At 32.6% G+C, this 25062-nt stretch carries 19 protein-coding genes and 6 pseudogenes; 10 read left to right on the top strand and 15 right to left on the bottom strand.

What is annotated here, in order from left to right:
* Window positions 1–154: 154 nt before the first annotated feature.
* Together U860_RS0105290 and U860_RS31195 are read right to left on the bottom strand one after the other, a co-directional pair.
* Window positions 155–589 (bottom strand): hypothetical protein, encoded by a 435-nt coding sequence (locus U860_RS0105290; RefSeq protein ID WP_025147663.1) that lies wholly within the window; start codon window positions 587–589, stop codon window positions 155–157.
* Window positions 590–819: 230 nt separating this feature from the next.
* Window positions 820–1429: pseudogene (locus tag U860_RS31195) on the bottom strand (DUF3967 domain-containing protein).
* Between the two features lie 348 nt (window positions 1430–1777).
* Between U860_RS31195 and U860_RS31190 the strand changes: the two are divergent.
* Window positions 1778–1936, top strand: a pseudogene (locus tag U860_RS31190) (DUF4083 family protein); the annotation flags it as partial.
* A 263-nt stretch (window positions 1937–2199) separates the two neighbouring features.
* A complete protein-coding gene (locus tag U860_RS0105275) occupies window positions 2200–2736 on the top strand; it encodes an isoprenylcysteine carboxylmethyltransferase family protein (protein WP_025147661.1) in 537 nt (178 codons plus the stop codon).
* Window positions 2737–3947: 1211 nt separating this feature from the next.
* On the opposite strand, the gene U860_RS0105270 is transcribed toward U860_RS0105275, so the two are convergent.
* Complete coding sequence (locus U860_RS0105270) at window positions 3948–4622, bottom strand: DUF998 domain-containing protein (RefSeq protein ID WP_025147660.1); 675 nt, start codon at window positions 4620–4622, stop codon at window positions 3948–3950.
* Between the two features lie 551 nt (window positions 4623–5173).
* On the opposite strand from U860_RS0105270, the gene U860_RS0105265 reads away from it, so the two are divergent.
* Window positions 5174–5530 (top strand): heterocycloanthracin/sonorensin family bacteriocin, encoded by a 357-nt coding sequence (locus U860_RS0105265; protein ID WP_081806617.1) that lies wholly within the window; start codon window positions 5174–5176, stop codon window positions 5528–5530.
* Between the two features lie 1309 nt (window positions 5531–6839).
* Window positions 6840–7784 carry an agmatinase gene (gene speB, locus U860_RS0105260; RefSeq protein WP_025147658.1) on the top strand — a complete coding sequence of 315 codons (945 nt, stop codon included), beginning with the start codon at window positions 6840–6842 and terminating at the stop codon, window positions 7782–7784.
* A gap of 40 nt (window positions 7785–7824) precedes the next feature.
* On the opposite strand, the pseudogene U860_RS34905 reads toward speB, so the two are convergent.
* Window positions 7825–7974: pseudogene (locus U860_RS34905) on the bottom strand (peptide-methionine (S)-S-oxide reductase); the annotation flags it as partial.
* Window positions 7975–8114: 140 nt separating this feature from the next.
* On the bottom strand, window positions 8115–8477 hold the full coding sequence (locus U860_RS0105250) for a hypothetical protein (RefSeq protein ID WP_025147657.1): 363 nt from the start codon (window positions 8475–8477) through the stop codon (window positions 8115–8117).
* Window positions 8478–8770: 293 nt separating this feature from the next.
* On the opposite strand from U860_RS0105250, the gene U860_RS0105240 reads away from it, so the two are divergent.
* Together U860_RS0105240 and U860_RS0105235 are read left to right on the top strand one after the other, a co-directional pair.
* Complete coding sequence (locus U860_RS0105240; RefSeq protein ID WP_025147656.1) at window positions 8771–9865, top strand: RapH N-terminal domain-containing protein; 1095 nt, start codon at window positions 8771–8773, stop codon at window positions 9863–9865.
* Window positions 9865–10065, top strand: coding sequence for a hypothetical protein (locus tag U860_RS0105235; protein WP_025147655.1), 201 nt, complete (start codon window positions 9865–9867; stop codon window positions 10063–10065). Before U860_RS0105240 ends, U860_RS0105235 begins: the two co-directional genes overlap by 1 nt.
* Before the next feature lie 150 nt (window positions 10066–10215).
* On the opposite strand, the pseudogene U860_RS32785 reads toward U860_RS0105235, so the two are convergent.
* The 4 genes and pseudogenes from U860_RS32785 to U860_RS0105200 form a co-directional block, all read right to left on the bottom strand.
* A pseudogene (locus U860_RS32785) lies at window positions 10216–11833 on the bottom strand (M4 family metallopeptidase).
* A gap of 643 nt (window positions 11834–12476) precedes the next feature.
* On the bottom strand, window positions 12477–12770 hold the full coding sequence (locus U860_RS0105210; protein ID WP_025147654.1) for a metalloregulator ArsR/SmtB family transcription factor: 294 nt from the start codon (window positions 12768–12770) through the stop codon (window positions 12477–12479).
* An 878-nt stretch (window positions 12771–13648) separates the two neighbouring features.
* Window positions 13649–14059: an SRPBCC family protein gene (locus U860_RS0105205; RefSeq protein WP_025147653.1), complete on the bottom strand. Its 411-nt coding sequence runs from the start codon at window positions 14057–14059 to the stop codon at window positions 13649–13651.
* A 511-nt stretch (window positions 14060–14570) separates the two neighbouring features.
* Complete coding sequence (locus tag U860_RS0105200; protein WP_025147652.1) at window positions 14571–15122, bottom strand: dihydrofolate reductase family protein; 552 nt, start codon at window positions 15120–15122, stop codon at window positions 14571–14573.
* A 337-nt stretch (window positions 15123–15459) separates the two neighbouring features.
* On the opposite strand from U860_RS0105200, the gene U860_RS0105195 reads away from it, so the two are divergent.
* A complete protein-coding gene (locus U860_RS0105195) occupies window positions 15460–15813 on the top strand; it encodes a hypothetical protein (protein WP_025147651.1) in 354 nt (117 codons plus the stop codon).
* Window positions 15814–16158: 345 nt separating this feature from the next.
* Here U860_RS0105195 and U860_RS0105190 read toward each other — a convergent pair whose 3' ends face one another.
* From U860_RS0105190 to U860_RS0105170, 5 genes and pseudogenes are all read right to left on the bottom strand, one after another.
* The gene (locus U860_RS0105190) at window positions 16159–16374 is read right to left on the bottom strand and encodes an alpha/beta-type small acid-soluble spore protein (RefSeq protein ID WP_001167050.1); all 216 of its coding nucleotides are present in this window, start codon (window positions 16372–16374) and stop codon (window positions 16159–16161) included.
* A gap of 749 nt (window positions 16375–17123) precedes the next feature.
* Window positions 17124–17408, bottom strand: a pseudogene (locus U860_RS0105185) (methyl-accepting chemotaxis protein); the annotation flags it as partial.
* 183 nt (window positions 17409–17591) lie between these two features.
* Complete coding sequence (locus U860_RS0105180) at window positions 17592–18005, bottom strand: DUF86 domain-containing protein (protein ID WP_000787545.1); 414 nt, start codon at window positions 18003–18005, stop codon at window positions 17592–17594.
* Complete coding sequence (locus U860_RS0105175; protein ID WP_025147649.1) at window positions 17995–18402, bottom strand: nucleotidyltransferase domain-containing protein; 408 nt, start codon at window positions 18400–18402, stop codon at window positions 17995–17997. Before U860_RS0105175 ends, U860_RS0105180 begins: the two co-directional genes overlap by 11 nt.
* 155 nt (window positions 18403–18557) lie before the next feature.
* Window positions 18558–19046 carry a DUF4825 domain-containing protein gene (locus tag U860_RS0105170; RefSeq protein WP_025147648.1) on the bottom strand — a complete coding sequence of 163 codons (489 nt, stop codon included), beginning with the start codon at window positions 19044–19046 and terminating at the stop codon, window positions 18558–18560.
* Window positions 19047–19288: 242 nt separating this feature from the next.
* Between U860_RS0105170 and U860_RS0105165 the strand changes: the two genes are divergently transcribed.
* Window positions 19289–19756 carry an RsfA family transcriptional regulator gene (locus U860_RS0105165; protein WP_025147647.1) on the top strand — a complete coding sequence of 156 codons (468 nt, stop codon included), beginning with the start codon at window positions 19289–19291 and terminating at the stop codon, window positions 19754–19756.
* A gap of 164 nt (window positions 19757–19920) precedes the next feature.
* Here the strand turns inward: U860_RS0105165 and U860_RS0105160 are convergent, their stop codons facing one another.
* Window positions 19921–21618: a hypothetical protein gene (locus U860_RS0105160; protein ID WP_025147646.1), complete on the bottom strand. Its 1698-nt coding sequence runs from the start codon at window positions 21616–21618 to the stop codon at window positions 19921–19923.
* Between the two features lie 240 nt (window positions 21619–21858).
* Here U860_RS0105160 and U860_RS31180 point away from each other — a divergent pair.
* Together U860_RS31180 and U860_RS0105150 are read left to right on the top strand one after the other, a co-directional pair.
* A pseudogene (locus U860_RS31180) lies at window positions 21859–22865 on the top strand (IS66 family transposase); the annotation flags it as partial.
* 450 nt (window positions 22866–23315) lie between these two features.
* Window positions 23316–24704 (top strand): tetracycline resistance MFS efflux pump, encoded by a 1389-nt coding sequence (locus U860_RS0105150; protein WP_025147645.1) that lies wholly within the window; start codon window positions 23316–23318, stop codon window positions 24702–24704.
* Window positions 24705–25062 lie beyond the last annotated feature (358 nt).

The raw sequence follows: 25062 nt of genomic DNA, 5'->3' as shown, positions 1-25062 counted from the left end.
GCTAGATTTATACTAGCTTTTTACATAAGTCACATTTTAGGCAGTAAAAAAGGATCTTCAATTAGAAGATCCTTTTGGCTTATTATTAAATTAACCTACTTGTTACTTGAATAATAAATTTTAATAAAAAAGCTATATTTAAACACATTATTAATTAAATGATTAATTCTTTTTCAAGAAAAGTTACTACATCATTCCATTCTTTTATTGTTGAACCTTTTTCATATTCAAATTCTCCGAAATCTATATTATTATCTGGTTCATCTTCATAAAGTGAAAATTCTCTTATTAATGAGCCTTTTTCTATAATTATAAGTTCTGCATTAAAATTTTCATCATAGTAAGCGTATGTAACAGAATTCTCTTTTGCAAGTTCTATCCAAGATACATTTGATAGACCAAAGAATGCTTCGCCTTCAAGGTCTACAAAATATGTCCATCCATCTTCATGTTCAGAAAAACACACTGATTCATCGATAAAATTCCCATATTCATCTAATTGAAATTCGATATCTTTATTCATCCAATCACAATAACGTTTTTTAGCTTCTTCTAATGATAAACTTATTTTAAAACAACATTCTCTCAATCTAGTTTCTCCTCTCATCTTATAAATAAAATGTGCAACATTATAGATAGGATGTTGGTTTAAAAAAACCTATATACTATTACTTATCTTTAATATTACAGAATAGCCGTGTATAGTTTTCAAAAAAATTACATCCTAATATACCTTTAATTGACATAATACCACTTAGCAGTAGTATCCAAAAAAGCTCAGAGTTCTCATATGACTCTAAGCTTTACTTTTATAAAAGATTATTTCCAAAACTCATACCATTTCTTATCTTTACTTGCTGCAATCATCTTCTTAACTTCTTGGACTTCTCTTATTGTTTGCATAAGCATTTCATCACGGTCTTGGTTCTTCGCCACTTCTTCGCTAGAATTTGTCGCTATAAGCACCTGGGATTCCTGTATCGTTTGTATAGCGCTCAATAACTCCGATTCTCTTTGTGCGAATCGCTGGTCTTGCTCTGTTAATCGTCTGGTTAATTCTTGTAATAAGTCATTTTGCTTTTCAATGACTTCTTTTTGATCCTGTATCATCGTCTGTAGCGTTGTAGCGTTGAAATCTGGTTCTTCATAGCGCTCAACTTCATGTCGCTCTAATGGCAACACTTCAACGCCTTGATGCCATGATACTATTTGCTTTGTGGCATTTTCTAATGTCATGTCTGTGTCGTTCTTTAGGTTTATAACCTTACGGAATACCATTACATCGCTTTCTCTATACTTCCTATGCCCACGTTCGTTTTTTATGAAGGTATAACCCTCCTTTTCGAGTACATCAGCATACTTACGTAATGTGCTAGATTTGGATACTTAATTGCTCTGCCACGTCGCCAGGACTATAAAACGTCTTCATAGCGTTTCACCTCAAAAATATATTCGCTATAGCAATGATATACCCTTTTTCCTAATAATTCACCTATCACTTGTTTTCATTTATACAAGATTTTATACAAGGTTTTGTACTAACACAGGACATTCGTAAGCTGGAAAAACCCTAGTATCTCTACAATGTATAAAATCATGTATAGCATAATAAAAAGAAAAAACGTAAAAACACAATGACATCAGAGGTTTGTACGTTTTCTTTGCTATCGATAATGAGACGTTATGTTAAACTCACATGAATACGATATACACCCAAAATTACACAACATATCACATCTTCTAAATGGTATGATAAGGAAAAATATGGTTCTGAATAATGCCTTTAGGAACCACTATTTATTACATCATTATTGCAGTAATCATCGGTGCACTGTTTGGCGGGATTATACGTATACTTCGGTATACCAGCAGTCACAAAAAGCAAAATCCAGTTGAGCAAAAGTTAGATAAGATTATTCAACTGTTAGAAAAACAAAAATTAACTCTCTTTCCGAACGGGGATATGGCAATAACTTCCAATGACGAAGATTATATAAGTTAAAAGGCTCTTCAGAACAAGTTAAAGACTATATTGAAAAGTTAATCCCTGATTATTATGTGCCATTACTTGCAAAAATAAAGGTATGGAACAAGGAAGAGCAATTAGTTATTTCTGAAAGGATCTCCAAATTTCGTGAGCTAATTGATAAAAATAAATGAATTAATCATAAAATACTTTTATTGAAAGGAAAAAGAATTATGTTTTTCATAGCATATTTACCTATTTTTCTGTATTTATTATTAGAATTTCATAGAAGTTCACCTGTTAAAGAAGAAAAACAAAATCGTGGTTCTAGTTTTTTTATCGGAGTAGTTTTAGCCTTGATGTTAACCATTCCAGAGATTATGTATTTCTTTACAATAAATAAGATTAATTCATTTCTGTTTTTTGGTGTTATTGTCGGGCTAATTGGTGTATGGATAAGATCCTCTTCAATGAAAATATTAGGGAGATTTTACAGTAGGAATGTCGGAATGCAGGGGGAACATAAGTTAATTCAAAACGGTCTATATAAATATATTCGCCATCCTGGTTATTTAGGGTCTTTTTTGACCTTTTTAGGATTTGCTATATCTTCATCTTCGTTCATTGCCATTATCATAAATATCATTTTATTTTTCCTCGCGTATTCGTATCGTATAAAAATTGAAAAAAGAATTCTTGTTACACTGTTTGGTGAACAATATAAACAATATCAGTCCAAGACTTGGCGAATTATTCCGTTTCTATACTAGAGATTATAGGAGAAAGTTCAAAATTAGTTACTAAAGTCATTTAGTCTTTACGTAAAAGTGAAACCACAAGAGTTTAGTGCTCTTGTGGTTTTTTTATATAGCTAATTTTTTATATACAATCCCCATACAAATTAATTACTCAATTTAGATTGATCTCTTTTAGTATTTTAAAGTAATGTTTGATTGCAATTTATTAAAAATGTCATGTCCTTAGTGAGTACTCATATGGAGACATCAAAGGAACTTTGTGTACTCACTGAGTCTACACCTAGGGACATAATGGGGCATTTGGAGGGTTTGATGTCGTCAGTGAGTGGACATCCTGGGAATTTTTATGTACCCACGTTTAAGCTAGGCCCCGCCTAGTCCCAACCCCTAGTTGGGCCCAAAAACCCCTTATGCTCTTCTCTCTTTTTCGATTCAGAATTTCCAATTTTATAAAGTGGTTTATTTTTTAATTAAAATTTACTATGTTAAAAAACAAATATGTAATTTTCGTTGTGGTTTGTTGCAAGGTCATTAGAAAAATTTTTGTGGCGCGGCCGTGGTCTTCACTATATGGATTAAATAATCATTTATTAAGAAGAAAATGAAGTATGATTTAGAGATGTGAAGAATTCCGTTATTTTTATATGACAGAAGGATATAAACCTTAGTAAAATGAATTAGTAAAAACCTAATAGAAGAAAGAAGCATCAAAGAGATTATTTGATACTTTTTCCTCAAATAACTATGTGCTTACTTATGATACGGTTCACCGTATCATAAACTAATACTATCGTAGCTATATTCAATCTCCTTTTGATTAAACATCTAACTCTTACATTTAAACTAACTAACCTTACTCTAATAAATTGTCGCCTTATTTAGCTTCACAATTAATAGTATCCAACAGGTATAGTCACAATATCTTGGTACAAACCTTTCTTTAAACTTACAGAAAACTAGTTAAAAGCTGGTCAACATTCTGGTCAATAAATTTCATTTTTCTACGTTACAGGATTTGCACAAAAAAACTATAGAATACCTTATAAACTCTTGATACAACTAGCTTTTCGCTCCATATTCCCGAAACGTAAAATATGTGTTTCTTATCTTGACAGCGTGGAGGTCTTAAGTTCGAGCCTTTCCGGAATGGGGAAGTTATAATTTAAATCACAAAAACAACTACCTATTGAGAATAAAGTCATGATTACTTTTAAATTTTATTTTCAGGTTACACACTTTTTAGATTCACGAACGATATTTACATACACCCCCTTTATTAGAAGTATTCCAAACAATATGTCCCATCCCATAATTGTATAAACAGATATTCTTTCAAACACTGCTGGATAACCAAGGGTGTTGAATTTACACAAACACGCACTAATGATTCCTATTACTCCTAAACTCACACTTAAAAGAGAAAAATTTCTGCAATCTTTACATTTACTTAATACTAGTCCTGTATACAGCAAAGCAAAATTCCCTGCACATATAGCCATTACAGCACCTATAAAATGATATTTTAATCCCCAATAATCATAACTTAAAAAAATTGCAACCATTATAATTCCAATACAATGAACTATAGATAATCCCAAGATAACCGTTCTATCTCTTACAGAGAATAGATTCATGATTATACAAAAACCCCATAAAAATAGGATACCATGTGCAAAAAATCCAAAATTCATCACATAATACAACGGCGAGTTTACAGTCCGATCATCAAAAACTGCATACATCGGTACACCTAAATCACTAATAAAATTAAAATAATACTTATAACGAGGTGTAGACCAAGCTATCGCTGAAATTGCTTCACAAATTAAATATATAAAGCTTGCCAGAATATATGTCCCCCCACCTACTTGCCGATTTTTAGCACCAAAACTTATCACAAGTTACACCCCCATACTTCTTTTTTAATACTAAAATCCATCTACAATAACAAACCACTACTCTATCCATAATATGTTAATTAATTAATTAATCTATCTACCACTTATCCTACAATCCTAACTTTTAAGGAATTTAAGATACTTCACATCTTTATATTCAAAACACCTTCCCTCCGACTTTTTATGAGCGATACTAAAAAATTCTTTTGTTGTTTCAAAGCAACCTAATTCAAAGGCAATTTTTAAAGAAAGGTTATGACTAAAAGATATCACGCAAAAAACTACCACGCTTAAGCTATAGAACTAGAAAATGATGACATAAATCTAAATGTTATTGTTTAAATTCATATTTTATAATTTCCATTTATAAAAATGAGCCCATAGTAAAAACAACCTAAAAATAGGCATATGAACAAGTTGCATCATCTAGTGATAGGTCATATTTTGTTGGTGTACGTATTGAGCTTAGTTTATAGCGCTATTTCTACTTAGATTTAGCGAACAGAAATATAGGAAAGCATCGATGGGGTTTTAGTTTATAAACGGGGGTCATGAAAATGAATAATTTTCAACAAGAACTACAAGCGTTAAGCCTTAATGATTATCAGTCTGGAAATGTTGTGTATTGGGACCAGCAAAACCAATATCCATATTACTATATTGAAGATGATGCTCGTCGCTGTGGCGGTGGTGGATTCCGTTGTGGCGGTGGTGGATTCCGTTGTGGTGGTGGATTTCGTTGTGGTGGATTTCGTTGTGGTGGATTCCGTTGTTTTGGTTGCTTCGGTTGTTTTGGTTTTGGTTTTGGTTGTGGTGGTTGCGGTGGTTGCGGTGGTTGCGGTGGTTGCGGTGGTTGCTCTAATTGTTTTGATGGTTTTGATAGTTTTAATGGTACTACAACGTTTTGACGGTTTTAATGGTGCTACCTGGTGGGGCATTTAAATTCGTGACATAAATAAAGATATTTTTGAAAGAAAAGTGTATATACAAGTATGAACTGTAGAGACACTTTTCTTTCATTTTGTGAATTTAACAAATAAAAGGGCATCTTCTATTTTCGTCGAAATTAATATTTAATCTAGCATTTCATATAGAAGTGACTGGTACATTGGATACATATCAAAAATTAGTTTCATGGTAGGTTATAAGTAAAAAAGAGGTAGTATTTTGGCTACCCCCTTAATGTTCTCACATATATTTCGATTGTCCGTAATCTCCTTCTCGAACAATAGAACCACATAAATCACTATTACTCGCAAACTCCCTCCTGTGGTCTCGATTACTGTTTGTTCTTTCTACTGTCATATAATGACTTCCCTACCATTATAAGAAATATAATAAATATAGTTATATAAGGGTTATCGAAAACTAAGAAATATAATCCAACTGCAAACAAAAATATTAGAAATAAATATACCAGTTCCTCCCCCCCTCTCTAGTCTGTAAACCCTTCAATTAACCACATGATTAACTTTATTATGAAAATGACCAAAATCATGAAGAAATAGTTTACATACGGACATAACACGAAAAACTACTCTCGTTTCCTCATTCCCTTATCATAACTGCCTTTATCTCATACCACGTCTTTATTGTTACAAGCTAGATATGATACAAAGTACCCCAAAAAGAAGTTTGGACCTAATAATGTATACAATGAGCCTATCATTTAATTGACATCCTTTCTTTTAACTGCCCCTATTATTAAATCGTAGCAAAACCAATACTAAAAAGAATTGTTAAAATAAGAAGTCCATATCCCACGAAACCCAAGCAACCAATACCGAATCCGTTCAGCATAGTTACTATGTCTAGGATTATAAACAATATACTTACAAATAGTACTCAGTTTTAATCAAACTTTTTTATACAGCTACACTTCTTTTTTAGAAAGAATTCTAAAAGCAGCCCATAAATCAATTTTTATGAATTAAACATAGGTCCAAAAATAGAATCAAAATCACTAAAATAGGAATCGTTGTTCCAATAACATATATTAATAAACCGCCGAATAAAAATATTAGAAGATACTTTACGTTTACGTCCTTTTTATGCATTATAGTATGGTTTATTCAATTTTACATAGGCCAAAAAGCAAGGAGAGAAAGTAATGAATCCCTTTTTACATGGCACAATTTTTGCATAATAAAAGAAAAAATGATTTAAGGGATGTTTCCTTAAATGTGAAAAATCATGCTTAAAAAGGGGAAATGCAAAATGAAATATCCACTCACACCAGACGTAAAACCAGAATTTTGTACGACAGGTACATTTATGAGGTTACCTTCTAGTAATGATCAAGCAAAAATTGCTATTTTAGGAATGCCATTTGATACAGCAGCGTCATTTCGCGTTGGTGCGCGCTTTGCCCCGCAAGCAATTCGTCAAGCATCAATGACGTTGTTTCCCTATCATCCAATTCACCATGTATACCCGTTTGATGATACAAATGCAATTGATATTGGAGATGTTTCTGTTATCCCGCATAATATTCATCGTAGCTATGATTTAATTGAAGAAGCTGCTTTTGGATTAATGCAGCAAGGAATCATTCCAATAGGACTTGGCGGAGATCATTCTATTACATTAGCAAGTCTTCGTGCAGCAGCTAAAGTTCATGGCCCTGTCGCGATGATTCATTTTGATTCTCACACAGATACGTGGGATACGTATTATGAAGAAAAATATTGGCATGGTTCGCCATTTATACGTGCACATGAGGAAGGATTATTACAACCAGATAAGGTATTCCAAATTGGAATCCGAGGAACATTGAATCATCCTGGTGATATAGAAGCTAGTAGTGAATTAGGCTATAACGTCATTACAACAGCAGAATTATGCAATCGTGGTTTTGAAAGCATTCTCCAGCAAATGCGAGAAACAATTGGTGATACGCCATGTTTCTTAACATTTGATATTGATTTTGTAGATCCATCTTGTGCGCCTGGTACAGGTACGCTAGAGGTAGGGGGATTTAATAGTCGAGAGACGCTGGACATGGTGCGAGCATTAAGCGGTTTTAATTATATTGGTTTCGACTTAGTAGAAGTATTACCGCCATATGATCAAGCGCAAATCACGTCCCTTTTAGCTGCCACACTTGTGCATGATTTTGCGAGTTTGATTGCGTTGCAGTTGAAAAATGAACAGAATACGTAAGCAGAAAATTTATATCGAAATATAATAAAGGTCTATGAAACTATTTTTCATAGACCTTTAAACACTTATTTATTATTTTTTTCCAATTTTCTTTAATAAATTCTTCACGACCAGATTCTTTGCGCTCTTGAGCATATTTCACCGGGTTCTTTTTATAAAAATGTTGATGATATTCTTCTGCTTCAAAGAAACTCCGCCTTTTCAACGTACAATGAACTTCAACAATTACTACCTATTTCCTAAACATTATTCCCCATTTACCAACCTGTTTATGTTTTTTTCAAACTTTGCAACAGAACCTGTACAAACACATTACAAGCAGGATCCCACTTAGTTGACCTTAATCCAGATATAATCATCTTCGTATTTAACATTTAATTTTAATCGGATTCCCTTCATATATGTGTCTAATTGCTTTATTAATTTCCCATCGCCTACTTGATCATATCTATCTATATCTAGATGTAATTTAAATATACTTCCTTTTGTTAGTACGAACTCCCATTTTAAAAAGTTATGTAGCATACTTTCCTTACTCATGTACTCATTAGCTTCCATATATTCTAAAAGCTCATGTAAATTATAGTATACTAAAGTACTTGGTTTGAGCCCTTGACATTTTGGACAATATTCTCGGTATCTATCTTGCAATTGCATGATCATTTCTGTCCCACATTGATTACAGTTGTACATGTAGCAATCTCCTTTTATGGATAACTCAATTAGTCTCTCCTATTTTTCCCCACTTAAAATTATATATTACGCTGTAAGATTTTAAAATAATATTCCTATGCCACTCAAAACACACTTTATCTTCCAAACAAATTTTCATCTTAGCATTTGATACTAATCCACATATCAAATTATCTAATTCCAATAGTATTATTTTATTTTTAAAATGTTGAGAAATATCCAAAAACAATATCCATTACTTTCTATCCTTGCTATCATTATTTATAAAATATTCTAAAAGGCGAGGGGATTTCATGAACGTTCAAATACAGGGAAATGAACAAATATCAAGTTTACTAAATGATTGGTATCAAACTATACTACGACTTCAAAATATGCAAGCAACGAACTTAAAGCAAGAAGTTGAAGACAAACTTGATATTATAAAAGAAGACGAAAATTTATTATTATACTATTCATTATTAGACTTCAGATATAAAGTGCTGACAGATGGGCTTAGCATTACAAAAGTTAGTTTTAATGAAATTAACTCCTTTGATATACCCGATAACAGCCTTCTATCCTATTATTATCATTTTTTTAAAGCAATTCACAGCACAATTCTTACAGACTACAATGAGGCAAAAGAACATTTTGAGAAAGCCGAAAAACTATTATTTTACACACTAAGTGAATTAGAGAAAGCTGAATTTAATTATCGCTTTGCTTCATTTTACTATCAAATCTACAAACCATTTTTAGCTATTGACCACATACGAGTAGCAAGAAATTATTTTTCTAAACACACAGATTATGACATTAATGTTGCTTTATGTGACAATGTTTTTGGTCTATCTTGTATAGATTTAAGGCAATTTGAACAAGCTGAAGAAAGTTTTACCGCCGCTATAGATATTCTAAAAAATAAAAATGAAGAAACATTATTATTACGTGTTAGAAATAATATCGGACTCTTGTATGCAAACCAAAATCTTTCCTCTTTAGCAATTCGTCACTTATCAGAAGTTACGGAAAACATACCAAATCACTTTAAAGCCCTATTTTTGCAAGCAGATGAGCATTTAAAATTAGGTGAAACGGCAGTTGCATCTCATCTCATTGAAAAAGGTTTAGCCATCTGTAATGAATTAGAAAATATTGAATATCAATATCGCTTTAAAATTTTAGAAAGGATGAACAACTCATCTAATACTACAGAATTAGAAGCAGCTGTATTAGCAGGAATTTCATACTTTAAAAAAGAAGAATTATGGGATTGTATTGAAGAATATGCAGAACGACTAGCGAATAAATTTTATGTAGAAGAGAATCATGCGAAGGCTAGTAAATATTTTTATATGAGTAATGAAGCAAGAAAAAAAATATTAGCTAAAGGGGCGTTAAAGTAATGAAAAAGATTGGATTAACAATAGTAGGATTAGCGTTAACTGGAATTATGACTTTTGGTATTAGTAATAACCTTGAATTTTCTACATTTAACAAGGGTGACACACCTGCACCACAAAATACTAATTTAGTATATAGTGAAGGTCATACTGATTCGCCTGCCTATGATCACGGGAGACCGCCTGCACCTGCGAATGCATAAGGCGAAACAATTTAAATAAGAAAAAAACGCCATTTCCCCCGTTAAATAGCGTTTTTTTCTTTTATATAAAACGAAAATTCGAAAATATCTCTTCATTATTAGAAGAATATCATTAAACTATTATCTAAATAAAAGAATACTACTAAATATTTAAATATACGCTGCTTTAAAAGCTTGTTGGACAACTTGTACTTCTGATGAACTTTTACCATATAAGTTTGTTGCTACTCGAATACAAGCTTCTTTTAATTCTTTAAAATCAGAAGTCATATTTAATTCATCCGTATTCGCATAATAGAAGATATCAAACATTTTTATCTTCTCCTATACCTTGTACGTCTATCCCATTATGATTCCCACCACTAGCAATCAAATAAGCTACTTTGTTAATAATACTAGAGTTTGTATACACGCCACCATGATCGTGATCAGCATCAATAGGTAAATGGTTATAGTGTCTATAATCTTCAGGATATCTAGAAGATATTGATGACGGATTTTTCATATCTCTAAAAATACGACCTGATTGTTCTCCCATTGTCCAATTAAATTTTCCATTATTAACATACTTTTCAACCGCTACACCTAAAATATCGGATAAGGCCTCATTAATTGCACTGGCCTCTCCTGCATACTCAAGTCCCGACTCATTGCTTGTAACCGCATGTGTAAATTCATGACCTGCCACATCGTATGCTTTTACAATTGGATCTCCAGATACCAACATAGCCCCATTACTAAAAGCATTGAACCATTTTGTAGGGTCTCCTGAATTAGAGCCATTTGTTTTCCAACCGTGAACAACTGAAATTACCTTTTGGCCATTATTATCAAAACTGTTACATCCATATTTCTCTTGATAGAAGTCATATACTTTTGTTGCTAAAAAGTGTGCACTGACAGCCTTAGGATCTGTGAATGTTTTAGAATTACTTGTAACGAAGTCATCAAGGTAACCCCAAGCATTTCTTCTATAGTTGTTATAGTCTTTATAATTTGCAGTATACGTTTCAATACCTTTACCATGGGAATAATCTGCAAGTATATACGTACCATCGCTTCGTTATGAAATTCCAAATGTACGATTAACTCCCAAATCATCTCTTCCTGTACCAGTTAAACCGGAAGGATTTTGTGATTTATTCGTTGTCACAGATTGAACTATATTTTTATCTACTTGTATCCCTAATTTTTGGACTATTTCCTTTAATAGATTTCCATTAAAAGCATCAATTAATACTGTTCCAGATACATATTCGGGTGTAGATGCACTAAAGTTAATTTGATATGCATTTGTAGCTTTGTTCGTAATTTCGTCTACATACACTACTTCTTTAATCTCTGGTTCCTCAACAAATGTGAGATCGTTCCCGTATAGATTGAATATCTGATTCTTTGCATCTTCTTTTGATAGAGTAATAGACTGATTCAAGTCTTCTTGTTGTTGTAAATCTTGAGCACTATCCCCTGAAACACTCGTAAGTACACCGTCATCATTAATATGTGCTGTCAGTTGGTATCCGTATACATCACGTCCCTCATATGTTTGTTGCAGACGTACCAATGTTGTACCATCATAAGATTTACGACTTTGCGTTACATTATAATTTACTTTCGATTCTGTATTAATTTGCCTTGATGATAATGCTTGTTCTGTTTTTCCTTTTAGTGCATCTTTCGCTGCATGGACCCCTCTATATGGCATAATCACAGACAACATTACGCCCGTCGTTAATCCAACTTTTACGAAACTCTTCTTATTTTTCATATTCCACCTTTTAAATTGTTAAATTTATATAAATGTATAATAGGATATTATTTCGACTACAAATATTACTTTTTATTTAATGTGAAAACCGCAGAAATATTAGCCATTTATCTAATGTACTATTTCTGAATTCTTTCAGCATACCCTTTGAAAATAGGATTCTCATATCTATCAATTAAAATAATTCTTGCGCTATAAATCCTTTTAATAAGAATTAACAATTGTATCTCTATTACTCAAAATCTCATAATACTACTGAACAATTTGAACTATTTCATACGTGTTATTTTCATACGGTAGAACAAAATCAAGTGAACTCGCTAAAATCATCTTTTTCATATACATTTTCTATCACCTCCATTGATATCCTATATGAATAAATAATTTAGAGTTCTATTCAATGTAATCATTACAGTTACATTTTTATTTAGTTATCAAGGATAGATTGTATGCAATTTTACATGTGTGCTATTTTAAGATGTAATGTAGCTGCTACTCATCCCTTCCCCAATTCGCTCTATACAAAAACATCCTAGATCGACATCCTTTCTAAATTTCATGTTTTTTTGTAATGGTACACACTTTGATAAACATGCAAAAAGTTCCCTATTTTATAAAAAGGAACTTTTTGCTTATCATTTACCTACAAACCTAAAATTCCTACAATCTGACGAGCCTTAGCATTATTTATATAATAATGCATCTCTAATCCTCTTCTCTCTGCACGGAGTACGGTTCCCCTTAATTTTGATAGATGCTGTGAAACAGTGGATTGTGGGAGTCTTAATATTTCTGTTAACTGTGTAACATTGCATATTTTGTGATGCATTAATTCTTTTACAATTTGTAATCGAACGGGATGTGCCATTACCTTTAATACATCTACATCTTCTTCGCGGATTTCAGCTAGATCTCTATCAGGTATTAATGATATCATTTCACATTCTCCTTTATTAATCATTTCTATTTTCCTATTATCCTTATAAGTAGTACTTATAGATGATTACCATTTGTCCTGTTGAGAAAATATATTCTCTTTTTCAAACCAAAAAGGACACCTATCCTGAAAACAGTTTTTTACTGCTTCAATGAATTGATACCCTCTAATTTTTTAGCCAGACTATATTTTGTTTTGAAAGGATTATTTTATAGTCAATTACTTGACATTGAATGAGGCTTAACATGCTTTGCTAAGCAAAAGTAATTTTTCTATCCCTTGTTTAAAGACGAATTAAAATTCTACTTTTGCTTTCTCGTATTGCAAAATCTATAAGAAGCATCTCTTCATCTCACCTTCTACAAAATAGAATCTATATTTCTCAACACAAAACGAATGGAATTCAAATCCCAATAATGGTACCTTCAGTTATCAACTGTCATTCTTTTTTGAAAGGCCCTCTCTTTAATGACAAGGCCTTTTAAATTTCTCCAACTAAAAATAGCCTTTCTATTTGGTTTTCTTGTTAACCCAAATAATATGTATACCACTCTTAATGTAAAAGGACAATAAAGCTATTTAATTTTAAAACCTAAAACAAGCATAACCCCGTTCTAAATTTAGGACGGAGTTAAAATATAGTTGTTTAATTTTCGATATAAGATACTTCACTGTACTCAAAAATATAACAATAAAGTCGTTTAAAAATCTAAGGTTTATTCAACAATAGCGCCCTTTAATGGAATAACTAAAATATGATCTCAATCCTAAAATCACTTAATTCTTCTTCAACTAACGCTACCCGTTACTTTAAGTATAATATTTCACAATCTGGATTGATTGAGCGATGATGGCTCAATCTTATTTTTCTGAGTTTACTATTTTACTTCCTTCTCAATGGTCTGCTTTATTATTTGGGATGCTCGATCAATGCGAATTCTCATTTCAGGTTCTGTATGATTTGGTAGAAAATCAGTGATCCAGACGAGAATACTTTCGTTCTCATCCTTTGCAAAAACTTGAAAAGAAGCATGATGATGAATTAAGGGTGGATTACTTCCTTCGACAACTGCATAAGAGAACCGATATGTTTTGGCATCAATCGAAACAATCCGTTCACGTACTACTCCTCCATGTGGAAAATATAGAATTCTATCATTACCGTCTAACCGGGTATCCAAAGTATACCCTGGTACAAACCGTTGATGTACAGCACCGATATCACTCACTGCGCCCCATACTTGATCAGCATTTGCTTCAATTACGATTTCTTTACGAATAGTAGCCATATCTTTCTCCTCCTTACCCATTATTATATTTTTGATTAATATGTAAGAGGATCAAAAACTAAATAATTAATGTATTTTTTCAAACTTTTCTATTTATTGGTTATTAGCAGCACAAAATTTACAATTAGGATCTTTACATAGTTCTCTATTATGCATAATGACATTTTAATTCAGACGTACTTTTCCTTTCACTATAAAAACCCCTTTGATAACTATATACAAAGGGGTAAAGCATCGTAACTTTTTTGCAAACATCGCGACTTTATTCAAAACATCGTGTCTTTTTTATAAACACCGTGACCTTATTTAAAAGCGACACCCATACATATTAGACATATCTAAAATGTGTGGTCCTTTTAATTTCAACTGTTTCACTTATCTAACCTAAATATAATTATAAGTACACTTGTAAGTGTTTTTTATTTAAGTCATAAAGCGCCCTTTTATTGAACAATTGGTTGAAATTTTATTGTTGAAAATTAATTAAAGACAGGGGTTCTCTAGGATAATCCTAAGTATAAATAATATTGTAAGTCGGTTTGACAACTCCACTAGAGTACTGTTTCATGTCCACTAACTTTAAGTTAAGACGTGGCTTTACGCTTCCGAATAGAGAAATACCTTCACCGACTATAATTGGGTTAACCTTCAGCACCAATTGATCAATAAGTTTATGCTTAATCAACGACCCAGCTAATTCTCCGCCTCCACATAGCCAAATTTTACCCTTCCCCTGCTGTTTGAGATTCTTAATAAATCCTATAGCATCACCTTTGATAAGTTCGACCTCTTCGTTTGACTCAAACTGCATGGAGTTTGAAAATATGTAATGTTTTATGCCCTTATAGCCAGGTTCACCTGGTTTAGCACCGAATTGAAATCCAAACTCATATGTTTTTCCACCCATCAATACGGCATCGTATTGATGAATATCTGATAAAAAGTCTGGGACATGATCCCCATCAAATAAAAAGCTAGAATTATTAATATTTCCATCTATCATACCTTGATCTGCAATAAAGTTATCTAGTGCAACTGCAACATGATAAATCAATTCAGCCATTCAGTTATCCCTCCAGGAAAATGAATTACCTAATTAATTCTATAAAACTGGTTTCATTTCCTTTTCTTATTAATCAACCTGTCCCGGTTAACTCAATAAGCTTTATTCCATTAAATGGCCAAATTGTTGAATAACATGACCGGCGTTTTTTAAACAACTTTATTATCTCTGTACACTTAACCTATTAATTCCCTGTTACATTCCTTCATTTAGAGATGGAGGGACTTCTCGTTCACATCATAAATTATGCAACATTGCATTTGATAATCATTTTCATTGTAACTATAATAATTACAGGATTACTATTAATCCAAATATTCTACGTGGAGGTTTTATTATGTTTAAAAAAATCATTGTGTCTTCTATGGCACTTACTATGTTTGGTGGAGCTGCAACTATGCTAGAGACACCTACTGCTCAAGCAGCTTCTTATAACTCAACATCTTCTTCTTACTTTGATGTTACTCCTGAAGAAGCCACTGCTTTCTATCAATCTCAAGACTATAAAAAATTAAAAGCATTTATGGATGACTTTGAAGCTAGAAATCCTTATACTCCTGGTGGAGGCTACGCTCAAGGTAGTGTACGTATGCAAAGATTCAACGATGCTCTTAGAGATGCTAAATTAACAAATGTCTACCAAGAATTTATTAGAATCTCGTACTACAATCATTATCCAGAACCAAAATAATAGAAATGTATAAAGTATCTCTTATTGATTTAGCTTTGCCCACTTATCTTATCGCCTAATTTTAAATGTATAATCCAAAAATAATTATTAGAAACCACTCATTAAGGGTGGTTTTTCTATTTTCTCATGAAATTTAGCTTATGAATGCTAATTTATCTCCATTGAAAACATTAAATGAATCAACTACTCTACTGTTGGAGTACATCTAAAAAGCTAACTATCATTAAATGAGCAACGTTAGCCATTTAGTTGATTTAAACACTTTACCTATACACGATAAAACAGGAGTGTGAATAATACTTTCACACTCCTTCCCTATCTTTTGGTTCAAACACATATTTTCTCTTAGTGAATTTTATATTGCCCTGATAACTGTTCTTGCGCCATACGCACTAAGCGTTTCGTAATTTCCCCACCTACTGAACCATTTGCTCGTGCTGTTGAATCCGGTCCAAGTGTAACACCAAACTCCTGAGCAATTTCATACTTCATTTGCTCAATAGCACTTGCTGCAGCTGCTACCAAAATTTCATTTGAATTATTATTTTCGCGAATTTGCATTTCTTACACACCTCCATTGATTTTGGTAATATCATGCTCTATTTCCAATAAAATATGCAAAAAAATATTCTTTTAGTTGTATAACTCATTTATCTACACTTCTATCGACCATACATCAAATACAATGAGTTTTTATAGGTAATCAAGTGTCACTTTAGCGAATTTACCGAAAGAATTCTCCTTTCTCAAGCGTATGAAGGGCGCTAGCCCAACGGTTGGTGGGAGATGAATTTCGGTTTGGCATAGCCAAAAACTTTTGATAAACTAGCTATATGAAGTTCTTTGATAATTTGATATATGAGGTTGCAGGGAGAAAACAGAGTGCGAAAACCAAGCAATTCGGTTCCTGCGTAAAATATCAACCGTACCAAAAGGGCGTCCAAGCGTTGGACATCTAGGGGGGAACACCCCGAAGTAACGCTCAGGGAGACGAAAGGTTGCTTTCGTCGTGGAACTGAGAAGCTCCCTCTTCAAGGTTTGCTAAGTGGCGAGTAGTTCACGCACACTGTTACATTATTAAAGAGACAATTACCTCAATCAAAATTGCAGCCCAAACGACTCACTTTTTACATTTATTAAAGTAATCCCATAATTTACGAAATATAAATTATAATTAACAAAAAGACTCATTCTAATTAGAATGAGTCTTTTATGTAAAGTTGTGCCTTCTTTGCTACATATACTGTTTCTTCTATCCAATATCAAAAAAGCTTTTTCAAATGGATTAATCCTACACCTTATTTATTCTATTAACTTTTAAACTCTCCAATTAATTCTTGTAACTCTTGTGAACGCCAACTTAATGAATTTGATAGTTCTGCAATATCCTGTACATATATTTCTTGCTCTTTCATACTTGCCTCAACATTACTACTGCTATTCGCGTATGTATTTGCAATGTGTGATAATTCATTTACAACTCGAACGATAGTTTGACTATTTTGCAAAATATCACTTAAATTACTCCAATTCGCTTTAATTTGATTTGTAACAGGTTGTACAGATTTTGAAATTTTTTCGAAGAAAGCACCACTACAACACGAACAAACCTGCTCCTCATTAGGCAAACGATATTCAACCATTTCAATCGGAAGGTTTTGGACAGACTCATCCTTATGACCGCGTTTCTTCTTACGACAAAAAGTGATTGTTTCAATAGCTGGTTCGGAAGTCTCAGAATTACTTTCTTTCTCAACTTCATTATTCTGTTCTTTTGCCTAAAATTCCAATATCCCCATAACTTCTTTCGTAAATAGTTTAAAATCGGTTAAATGTTTTTCAATAATTTGGCGAACAATATCCAAATTTACACTTTGATAATCATGAACAGCAATATTACGAAATCCAACCATCGCCTTTAACTTATTTGCTAGCTCTGCGCTAAGTAAGCCTGCTGTAACCAATAAATCAAAGGCCTCTCGACTAGATTGAGGTAGTCCTAACTTTTTCCCAGCAACAATATGCATTGCTAAATCAATACTTGCTTCACAAGCTCTTTGTATGTTCAATATTATTGAATCTTGCTTTGTATAATCCTCTAAATTTTCAGGGTCATTTCCATACACATCTTGGATTCTTTTTATACAACGCTCTATTGTGGAAATTTTATTTAAAATAACCTCATTCTTCATATATAGAACCTCTTTTCTTTATATCATCGAATACTATCTGGCGTTCCTCATTCAATTTTGAATACATTTTTAAAGTTTTCATTTCAAAAATAATCTTCCGTTCTTCATCAGAACAAAATATTGTCTTTCCTGTATGTATAATCTGGGCTTGAAAAACTGTAGAAGCTTCGGATAAATCAACTAAATCAACATCTCTATTAACGATGTTTGCTAACTCCTGCGCTAATAAAAAACGTTCATAATTCCCTAAAGTTATGTCACTTAAATAAGCTATATCAATATCACTATCTTCCCGTTCTCTGTTCTCAGCCGTTGATCCAAACACAATTATCCAATAGGGATTCACCGTCTCTTGTAATTTTTCTATAAAAGCTGTTATCATGCTTTGAAAAATCATTTAATTAATCCCCCTTATTATACTTGAATTTTATTATATCATAACCATTATCAAATCCTTTAAGCTACAACAAATACTTAAAAATGGCTCTGTTAAAGATAGTTGTTGATAATACCCTAAAAATAAGAGTGCTCTGGATTAGGGCACTCTTGCTTTTACTGGTGAAAAAACTGATTAACTGAGTCCTCAGACTTCAAGTGTTCCTGTATCAGTTTCTTTAAGTCTTGTTCATTTTCAAACCCATCCAATTTATTGTTGTACCAATCTTGTAATTTCTCTTTTGTTACAGAGAATTCTTGGTCTGGAAATTTGAATGTAATCCAATCTACATTTTTAATTAAAGCAAAAAGAAATGTAGAGTTTGATATAACAGTTTCCTTCATTTCTTTATCTACTTTTTTTACATCTAAATCTTTGTATTCCAAAATAATTCCATATGGTTCTTTCTTGGTCTCAAGTGAAATTTGATTTAACTCTTTGTTATGTGCCAATTGATTTACGATATTTCCAACTGCACTGTTGTCACCTACATATGAATTCTTATATTGAAACAAATCTGTTTTTGAATCAGCATTTAGACTACATCCACTCAATAATATCATTAGCGATAACAATGAAATAAAAGAAATGGTAATCCTCTTCACTGTTTCCTCACCTTTCATCTGATATTTTTATCTAATTTTATCATATTCAATAAAATCCCTTCTAATAATTTCTTGTTTTGGGATTTTCAAAGCAATCAATTTACAGAGAATTTAGAGAGACGTAAGCTATCATAAGTATCTGTCATTTCAAATACAAATGATGTTAATAGAAGTTCTTTAACTTCTATCCCTTTCAGTATTTGCATATATGTAATATAAAACATATAAGGGAGGTTGAAAAAATGGTAATTTCAAGACAAGATTCCTGGACTAACGATGACGATTTATTTCTCGCATCAATAGTACTTCAGAATATTCGTAACGGTGGAACACAGTTAGCTGCATTCAAAGAAGTAGCAAAGCAATTAGCTAGGACACCCGCAGCTTGCGGATTTCGTTGGAATTCATACGTGCGAAAACAATACGAAGAAGAAATACAACAAGCAAAACAAAATCAAAAAGTGGGAAACAACATTTCCCCCTCCCAACCAGAAAAGGAAACAAACTCTTTGTCTATGACATTAGACAACATTATTCTCTTTCTACAAAATTATAAAGAAATGGATGAATTAACAAATTTACAAAATCAAATTGAATATTTAGAAGCAGAGAATCAATCCCTTCTACAACGCTTAACTATGTATGAAGAAGAGTATCATATGTTACTTAACCATATCGATAAGACAAGAAATTTAATTGTAGTCGATTAAACAGAATAACCATATCAATTTTTTAATTCCAGGACCTTAGCCCGCCAAAATTATTACTTATAAAGGTATTTCAGCCTCTTATAATTGATAATAAATAAAATACACATACATAATGTATGTGTATTTTTAATTTGACTTATTTTAAAAGCAGTCTTTAGTCTACGTTACATCTTCTCTAATATTTCTTGTCTTTCACACCATTTTGTCAACTTTTCTAATGCTTTTTTAGACAGACGTTTTGTTTTATAATTACAAAATCTAGACAACGTAGATGGTGAAATACTAATTTCATCTGCTATTTCACGAATGCTTACTTTTTTTTCATTATGCACTTTCAGTATTTTGTCACGGATCTTCTTCTCTATTTGTTCGACTGATTCTACAGTCTTCCTTACCTCTTCAACAACTGTTACTTCAAGTAATTGTTCTTGTGGTTCCTCTATACTCTTCTTTCCGATTACCCTATCCATTGATTGTAGCATTTCCTCAGGTGGTAAAATAGTTATTCCTAAGTTAGCGTAATAATTTTTAAACCAGTTACGTTTCCCAACTTGTTGTTCATCAAGCGGATCACTATACTCCCAATGAGAGATTACTTTCTCATTTTCTAAATCCATTAGAACATTTTCTAACTGTTCCCTAATACGATTCGGCTTCCAATCTTTTGGAATGTCCATTACTGATAGTAACCCCTTGTCCCCTCCTATAGAATAAGGCTTTTTCAATGATGAATACATTTGTCTAATTCTCCATTGCCACGTTAGATATCGAATTAACCTTTTATGATATTTATGTCTATAACTATTGTATTCAAGTGCTTTTTTAGACAATAAAGCCGTTGTATTATTTGATCCATATAAGTAATTAGTTAAAAAGCTTCCGGGCTTAATACGACAAGATTCAATACCCATATATTCATTTGTAACACTATGTCTCCACAATACAACCGAATCTAATACAAATAACCTTTTAATAACCTCACGCTTTAATTCTAATCGTTCTCCTTCATCATCCCGATCATTTAATACTACTACCTCGTTATCATCATTTAAATAGATAAAAATACTCGCTAAAGCAGCAATTCTCTTTGCTATTTTAATTTTATCTTCAGCTCGATAATATTCTTTATTTTTGACGATTGTCTTTGGAATGTTGCACATCTCTAAAACTTGCTCATAAGAAAAATCAATGAACTCATCTGGAGATTTTGCTTCGTTTATCCACTGTATTGTAATTGCATCTAAACAATCTGCCGTTAAATCATCCATATTACTCATTACATCATCAACAAGAGTATTCCATCGAGCCGCTTCTTCAGTGTTTGTAAGTCTTAAATCTTCATCTTTGTGTGAAGAAAGTTGCGCAACACCATTAGAAGACTTCGTTTCAATGGGATATTGTAAAACTTTTCTATTTTCATCTTCTTCAAATTGATTCTTTGCAATTCCATCTCTTAGTTTATAATAAACAGCAGAGTTATTTACCTCGTAATAATCCTCATGGTTCACTATATTTGTCTTATCTATATTTTGATCATTTTCTAATATTATGGAATTTGAAGGTGCTACATTCTGAAATTCTTTTTCTATAAATCCTTCAATTTCCGTATATATTTCTTCCTTATAAGAATCAATTTTTGCATAAATTTGTAATAATGTAATTCCGGACTCTTGCTTTTTCTCTAACCACGATACTAATGCAGTAAATGAAGGGGAAGCATAAGATGAAGTTAATACTTTATTATTATTTTTTTCAACATCATTAAAGTATGCATTCCATTTTGTCCATAAAGGCTCATTTGATTTATAAATTGGCTCAGAGATCAACAAGGCATCTCGGAACATTTGTAATAAGTTATCCACTTCATACTCCTCCCTAAACCATGGATCCCAACAAATTAGTTTTGTTAATAAAAATCTGTTCTACAATTATATTTAATCTATTGTAACAGATAATCAAAAGTTTTGCGGTTTCTTCTTTTTAATTCAATACTTGCAATACGTTTGCTCTTTCTTTTCCCATTCTCCTTTACTTTGCATTCCTTTTGCGCTTTCCTCTCCTTAATTCTATAACTTGCAACATGTCTACTCTTTCTTTTCCCTATTCCTCTTTATCGTCAAGAAAAGCATTTTGAACGGATGGGGATCTTCTTATCACGACAAACGATAAGAAATTGGTTATTATATGGGGCTGATCGATGGTTAGCGATTCTGTATGAAAGGATGCATGAATATCTACTTACTCGAACCACCCTTCATGCGGATGAAACAACCTTCCAAGTCTTACGTGAACCTGGTTGGGCCGCAACAACCAAGTCCTATCTGTGGTTATACCGTACGGGGCGAGAGGATATCCCTATTGTTCTCTATGACTATCAGCCCACAAGAACAGGGGAACATCCGAAGCGTTTTTTAACTGGTTTTCAAGGGTATTTACAAGTAGATGGATATAGCGGTTATCATTAAGTACCGGATGTCACTCTTGTGGGATGTTGGGTGCATGCCAGACGGAAGTTTGATGAAGCCTTAAAAACTTTACCTGATTCACAGAAGGGGGAAAAAAGTGAAGACAAGTGAAGGCTTACACTTCTGTAATCAACTCTATTCGATTGAAAGGAAGCGCAAACATGTCAACCCTACCGAGTGATATGGGCAGCGTCAAAAAAAGCAGGCTTATTCTGGACCTTTTTTCGGCATGGCTTCATGAACAGAAAAATCTTGTTTTGCCAAAAAGCGCTCTAGGAAAAGCCATCACTTATTGTTTGAATCAATGGAATCATCATGAAGCCTTTTTATTAGACGGCCATTTAGAAATCGATAACAGCAGAAGTGAACGTTCTATTAAACCGTTTGTAATTGGGAGAAAAAACTGGATGTTCTCAAATACACCGCGAAGTGCTAGAGGAAGTACCATCATGTATAGTGTGGTTGAAACCGCAAAAGAGAACAATTTAAGTCCCTATCATTATCTTCTTTATTTGTTTGAAACACTTCCTAATATCGATTTAAACAATAAAGAAGAAATTGATAAAGTCTTGCCGTGGTCAACGGATTTACCTCCTAGATGCAGAGTTACTTTACGTTTACCTTATGTTAATGAGAAAGGGTGACGTGCTTTTAACTTCAAAAATAGTCTAAATCCTTACGTTGATGGATGTGTGGCGGTACCCCTAATAGAAAGTGTCGTCAAAATGTAAAATATTTTTCGTTATTCAAGCAAATGCTACCTTGTAAACATCATACAAACAAGGTATGTGGTATCCTTGTCATTTTTTTAGATGTATACAGGTTCTTTAGACAACTATACAATATTGTAGAAAGTTACCACACGCAATTATGAAAGTGTCATCAATTTACTTTCAATCATTCATGAAAACGTTCCCTTTTTTAAATATCATAAAAAGGAAAAAACAAATATGGGTACAACTGTGCACAAGGAAATCTCGCATATGAAACAAATGGCGTAGAAACTACTGAGCCATCCAATCATCAATTAATAGTTAGACAATTATGATTCAAGAAGACGATTTCCTAAATTACAAAAGGAGAGAAATATCACTATGTCTACAATAAATTCAGATGTAAGCATGAAGAAAACTCAGGAATATAGTGCCAATAAAGCAGTACCTGTTACCTTACTGTTATTTCTATTATGTTTGGTAATTGACAATTCATTTAAGATTATTTCTGTTGATATAGCAAAGGATTTTCAAATTTCAGCGACAACAGTTAGCTGGCAAGCAACATTAGCTGGCCTTGTGATAGGAATTGGAGCTGTCGTTTACGCGGCTTTAGCGGATTCTGTTAGTATTAGAAAACTTCTTAGTATTGGGATTATTTTAATCTGTGCCGGTTCAGTCATGGGATATATTTTTCAGCACTCGTTTTTACTAGTTGTTGTCTCACGAATTATCCAAACTGCTGGTTTAGCATCAGCTGAAACGTTATATGTCATATTTGTCACAAAGCATTTACCTATAGAGGAACAAAAGAAATATTTAGGATTTAGTACAAGTAGTTTTGCTCTTTCACAGCTTATCGGTGCATTAACTGGAGGTTATGTTTCAACATATTTCCATTGGACAAACCTATTTTTACTATCTTTAGTAACACTTTTCACTCTTCCTTTTATTTTAAAATATTTTCCTAAGGAAGAAGCGAAAAATAGTAATGTAGATGTATTAGGATTATTTCTAGTTGGAATTATTTCAGCGTCCCTACTACTATATATTACAGATTTCAATTGGCTTTACCTGATCTTATTTATTGTTGCAATTACCTTGTTCCTTACATATATCAGTAAGAAATCAACTGCTTTTATTGGCATCTCATTCTTCCAAAATAAGCAGTTTATCTCATTACTTGGCGTTGCGTTTATCATTTACTCTGTACAACTAGCATATATTTTCCTATTTCCATTCTTGCTTGAAAAGATTTATGGTTTGAAGCTAGATACAATTTCACTTTTATTGATTCCAGGTTATATAGCAGCGACTATAGTTGGGGCTCTTTCTGGAAAAATTGCAAAGGTTATGGGAAGCAAGCAATGTATTACACTCGCTATGTGTATCATTATGATCAGCTTACTATTAGGTGGATTCTTTATCAAAACTTCTGTTGTTGTATTCGTAATATCTATGGTTTTATTTTCCAGTTCTTTTGCATTCTTGTATGCACCATTACTTAATTCTTGCATTTGTACAATCGAGAAAGAAAAAACAGGAACAGCAATCGGATTTTATAACTTAACACTGAATGTCGCGATGTCAATCGGAATTGCCTACACAGCTGCGATGATGGACCATTCCGCAATGAAAAAAAGCTTCCTAGGAATGATAAACAATGCGGATGCTTCCATGTTTAGTAATATCCTATTCATTCTCGTACTGATTGTCTTTTTCAGCTTATCTCTGTACTGGGTATTAGTAGGACGAAAAGCGACAAAGTAGGTTTATAAAAAACTTTAAATGATTTATGTTGGAACCCTAATCTTAGGGTTCTTTTTTATAGTAACATTTTGGATTTGTTTTGAATAAACCTTCACATGTATTATGTAAGGAGATTATCTCAGGGATTATTTACAAATAGTAGGTGGGGAATATTTGACGCTTACCTTGCAACATGTCTGCTCTTTCTTTTCCCTATTCTTCTTTACTTGCATTCCTTTTGCGCTTTTCTTTCCTTACCTCTACAACTTGCAACATGTTTGCTCTTTTTTTCCTATTCTTCTTTACTTGCATTCCTTTTGCACTTTTCTTTCCTTACCTCTACAACTTGCAACATGTTTGCTCTTTCTTTTCCCTATTC

Source organism: Bacillus sp. H1a (assembly GCF_000633475.1).
GTDB lineage: Bacteria > Bacillota > Bacilli > Bacillales > Bacillaceae_G > Bacillus_A > Bacillus_A paramycoides.
This window is presented reverse-complemented; position numbering and strand designations above follow the sequence as displayed.

Coding starts and splice junctions, on each gene's coding strand:
- U860_RS0105250 (WP_025147657.1), bottom strand. CDS start 8,477: ATGTACAACTGTAATCAATGTGGGACAGAAATGATCATGCAATTGCAA.
- U860_RS0105195 (WP_025147651.1), top strand. CDS start 15,460: ATGTTTAAAAAAATCATTGTGTCTTCTATGGCACTTACTATGTTTGGT.
- U860_RS0105200 (WP_025147652.1), bottom strand. CDS start 15,122: ATGGCTGAATTGATTTATCATGTTGCAGTTGCACTAGATAACTTTATT.
- U860_RS0105265 (WP_081806617.1), top strand. CDS start 5,174: ATGAAAATGAATAATTTTCAACAAGAACTACAAGCGTTAAGCCTTAAT.
- U860_RS0105275 (WP_025147661.1), top strand. CDS start 2,200: ATGTTTTTCATAGCATATTTACCTATTTTTCTGTATTTATTATTAGAA.
- U860_RS0105210 (WP_025147654.1), bottom strand. CDS start 12,770: ATGATATCATTAATACCTGATAGAGATCTAGCTGAAATCCGCGAAGAA.
- U860_RS0105150 (WP_025147645.1), top strand. CDS start 23,316: ATGTCTACAATAAATTCAGATGTAAGCATGAAGAAAACTCAGGAATAT.
- U860_RS0105190 (WP_001167050.1), bottom strand. CDS start 16,374: ATGCAAATTCGCGAAAATAATAATTCAAATGAAATTTTGGTAGCAGCT.
- U860_RS0105180 (WP_000787545.1), bottom strand. CDS start 18,005: ATGAAGAATGAGGTTATTTTAAATAAAATTTCCACAATAGAGCGTTGT.
- speB (WP_025147658.1), top strand. CDS start 6,840: ATGAAATATCCACTCACACCAGACGTAAAACCAGAATTTTGTACGACA.
- U860_RS0105205 (WP_025147653.1), bottom strand. CDS start 14,059: ATGGCTACTATTCGTAAAGAAATCGTAATTGAAGCAAATGCTGATCAA.
- U860_RS0105235 (WP_025147655.1), top strand. CDS start 9,865: ATGAAAAAGATTGGATTAACAATAGTAGGATTAGCGTTAACTGGAATT.
- U860_RS0105175 (WP_025147649.1), bottom strand. CDS start 18,402: ATGATTTTTCAAAGCATGATAACAGCTTTTATAGAAAAATTACAAGAG.
- U860_RS0105165 (WP_025147647.1), top strand. CDS start 19,289: ATGGTAATTTCAAGACAAGATTCCTGGACTAACGATGACGATTTATTT.
- U860_RS0105240 (WP_025147656.1), top strand. CDS start 8,771: ATGAACGTTCAAATACAGGGAAATGAACAAATATCAAGTTTACTAAAT.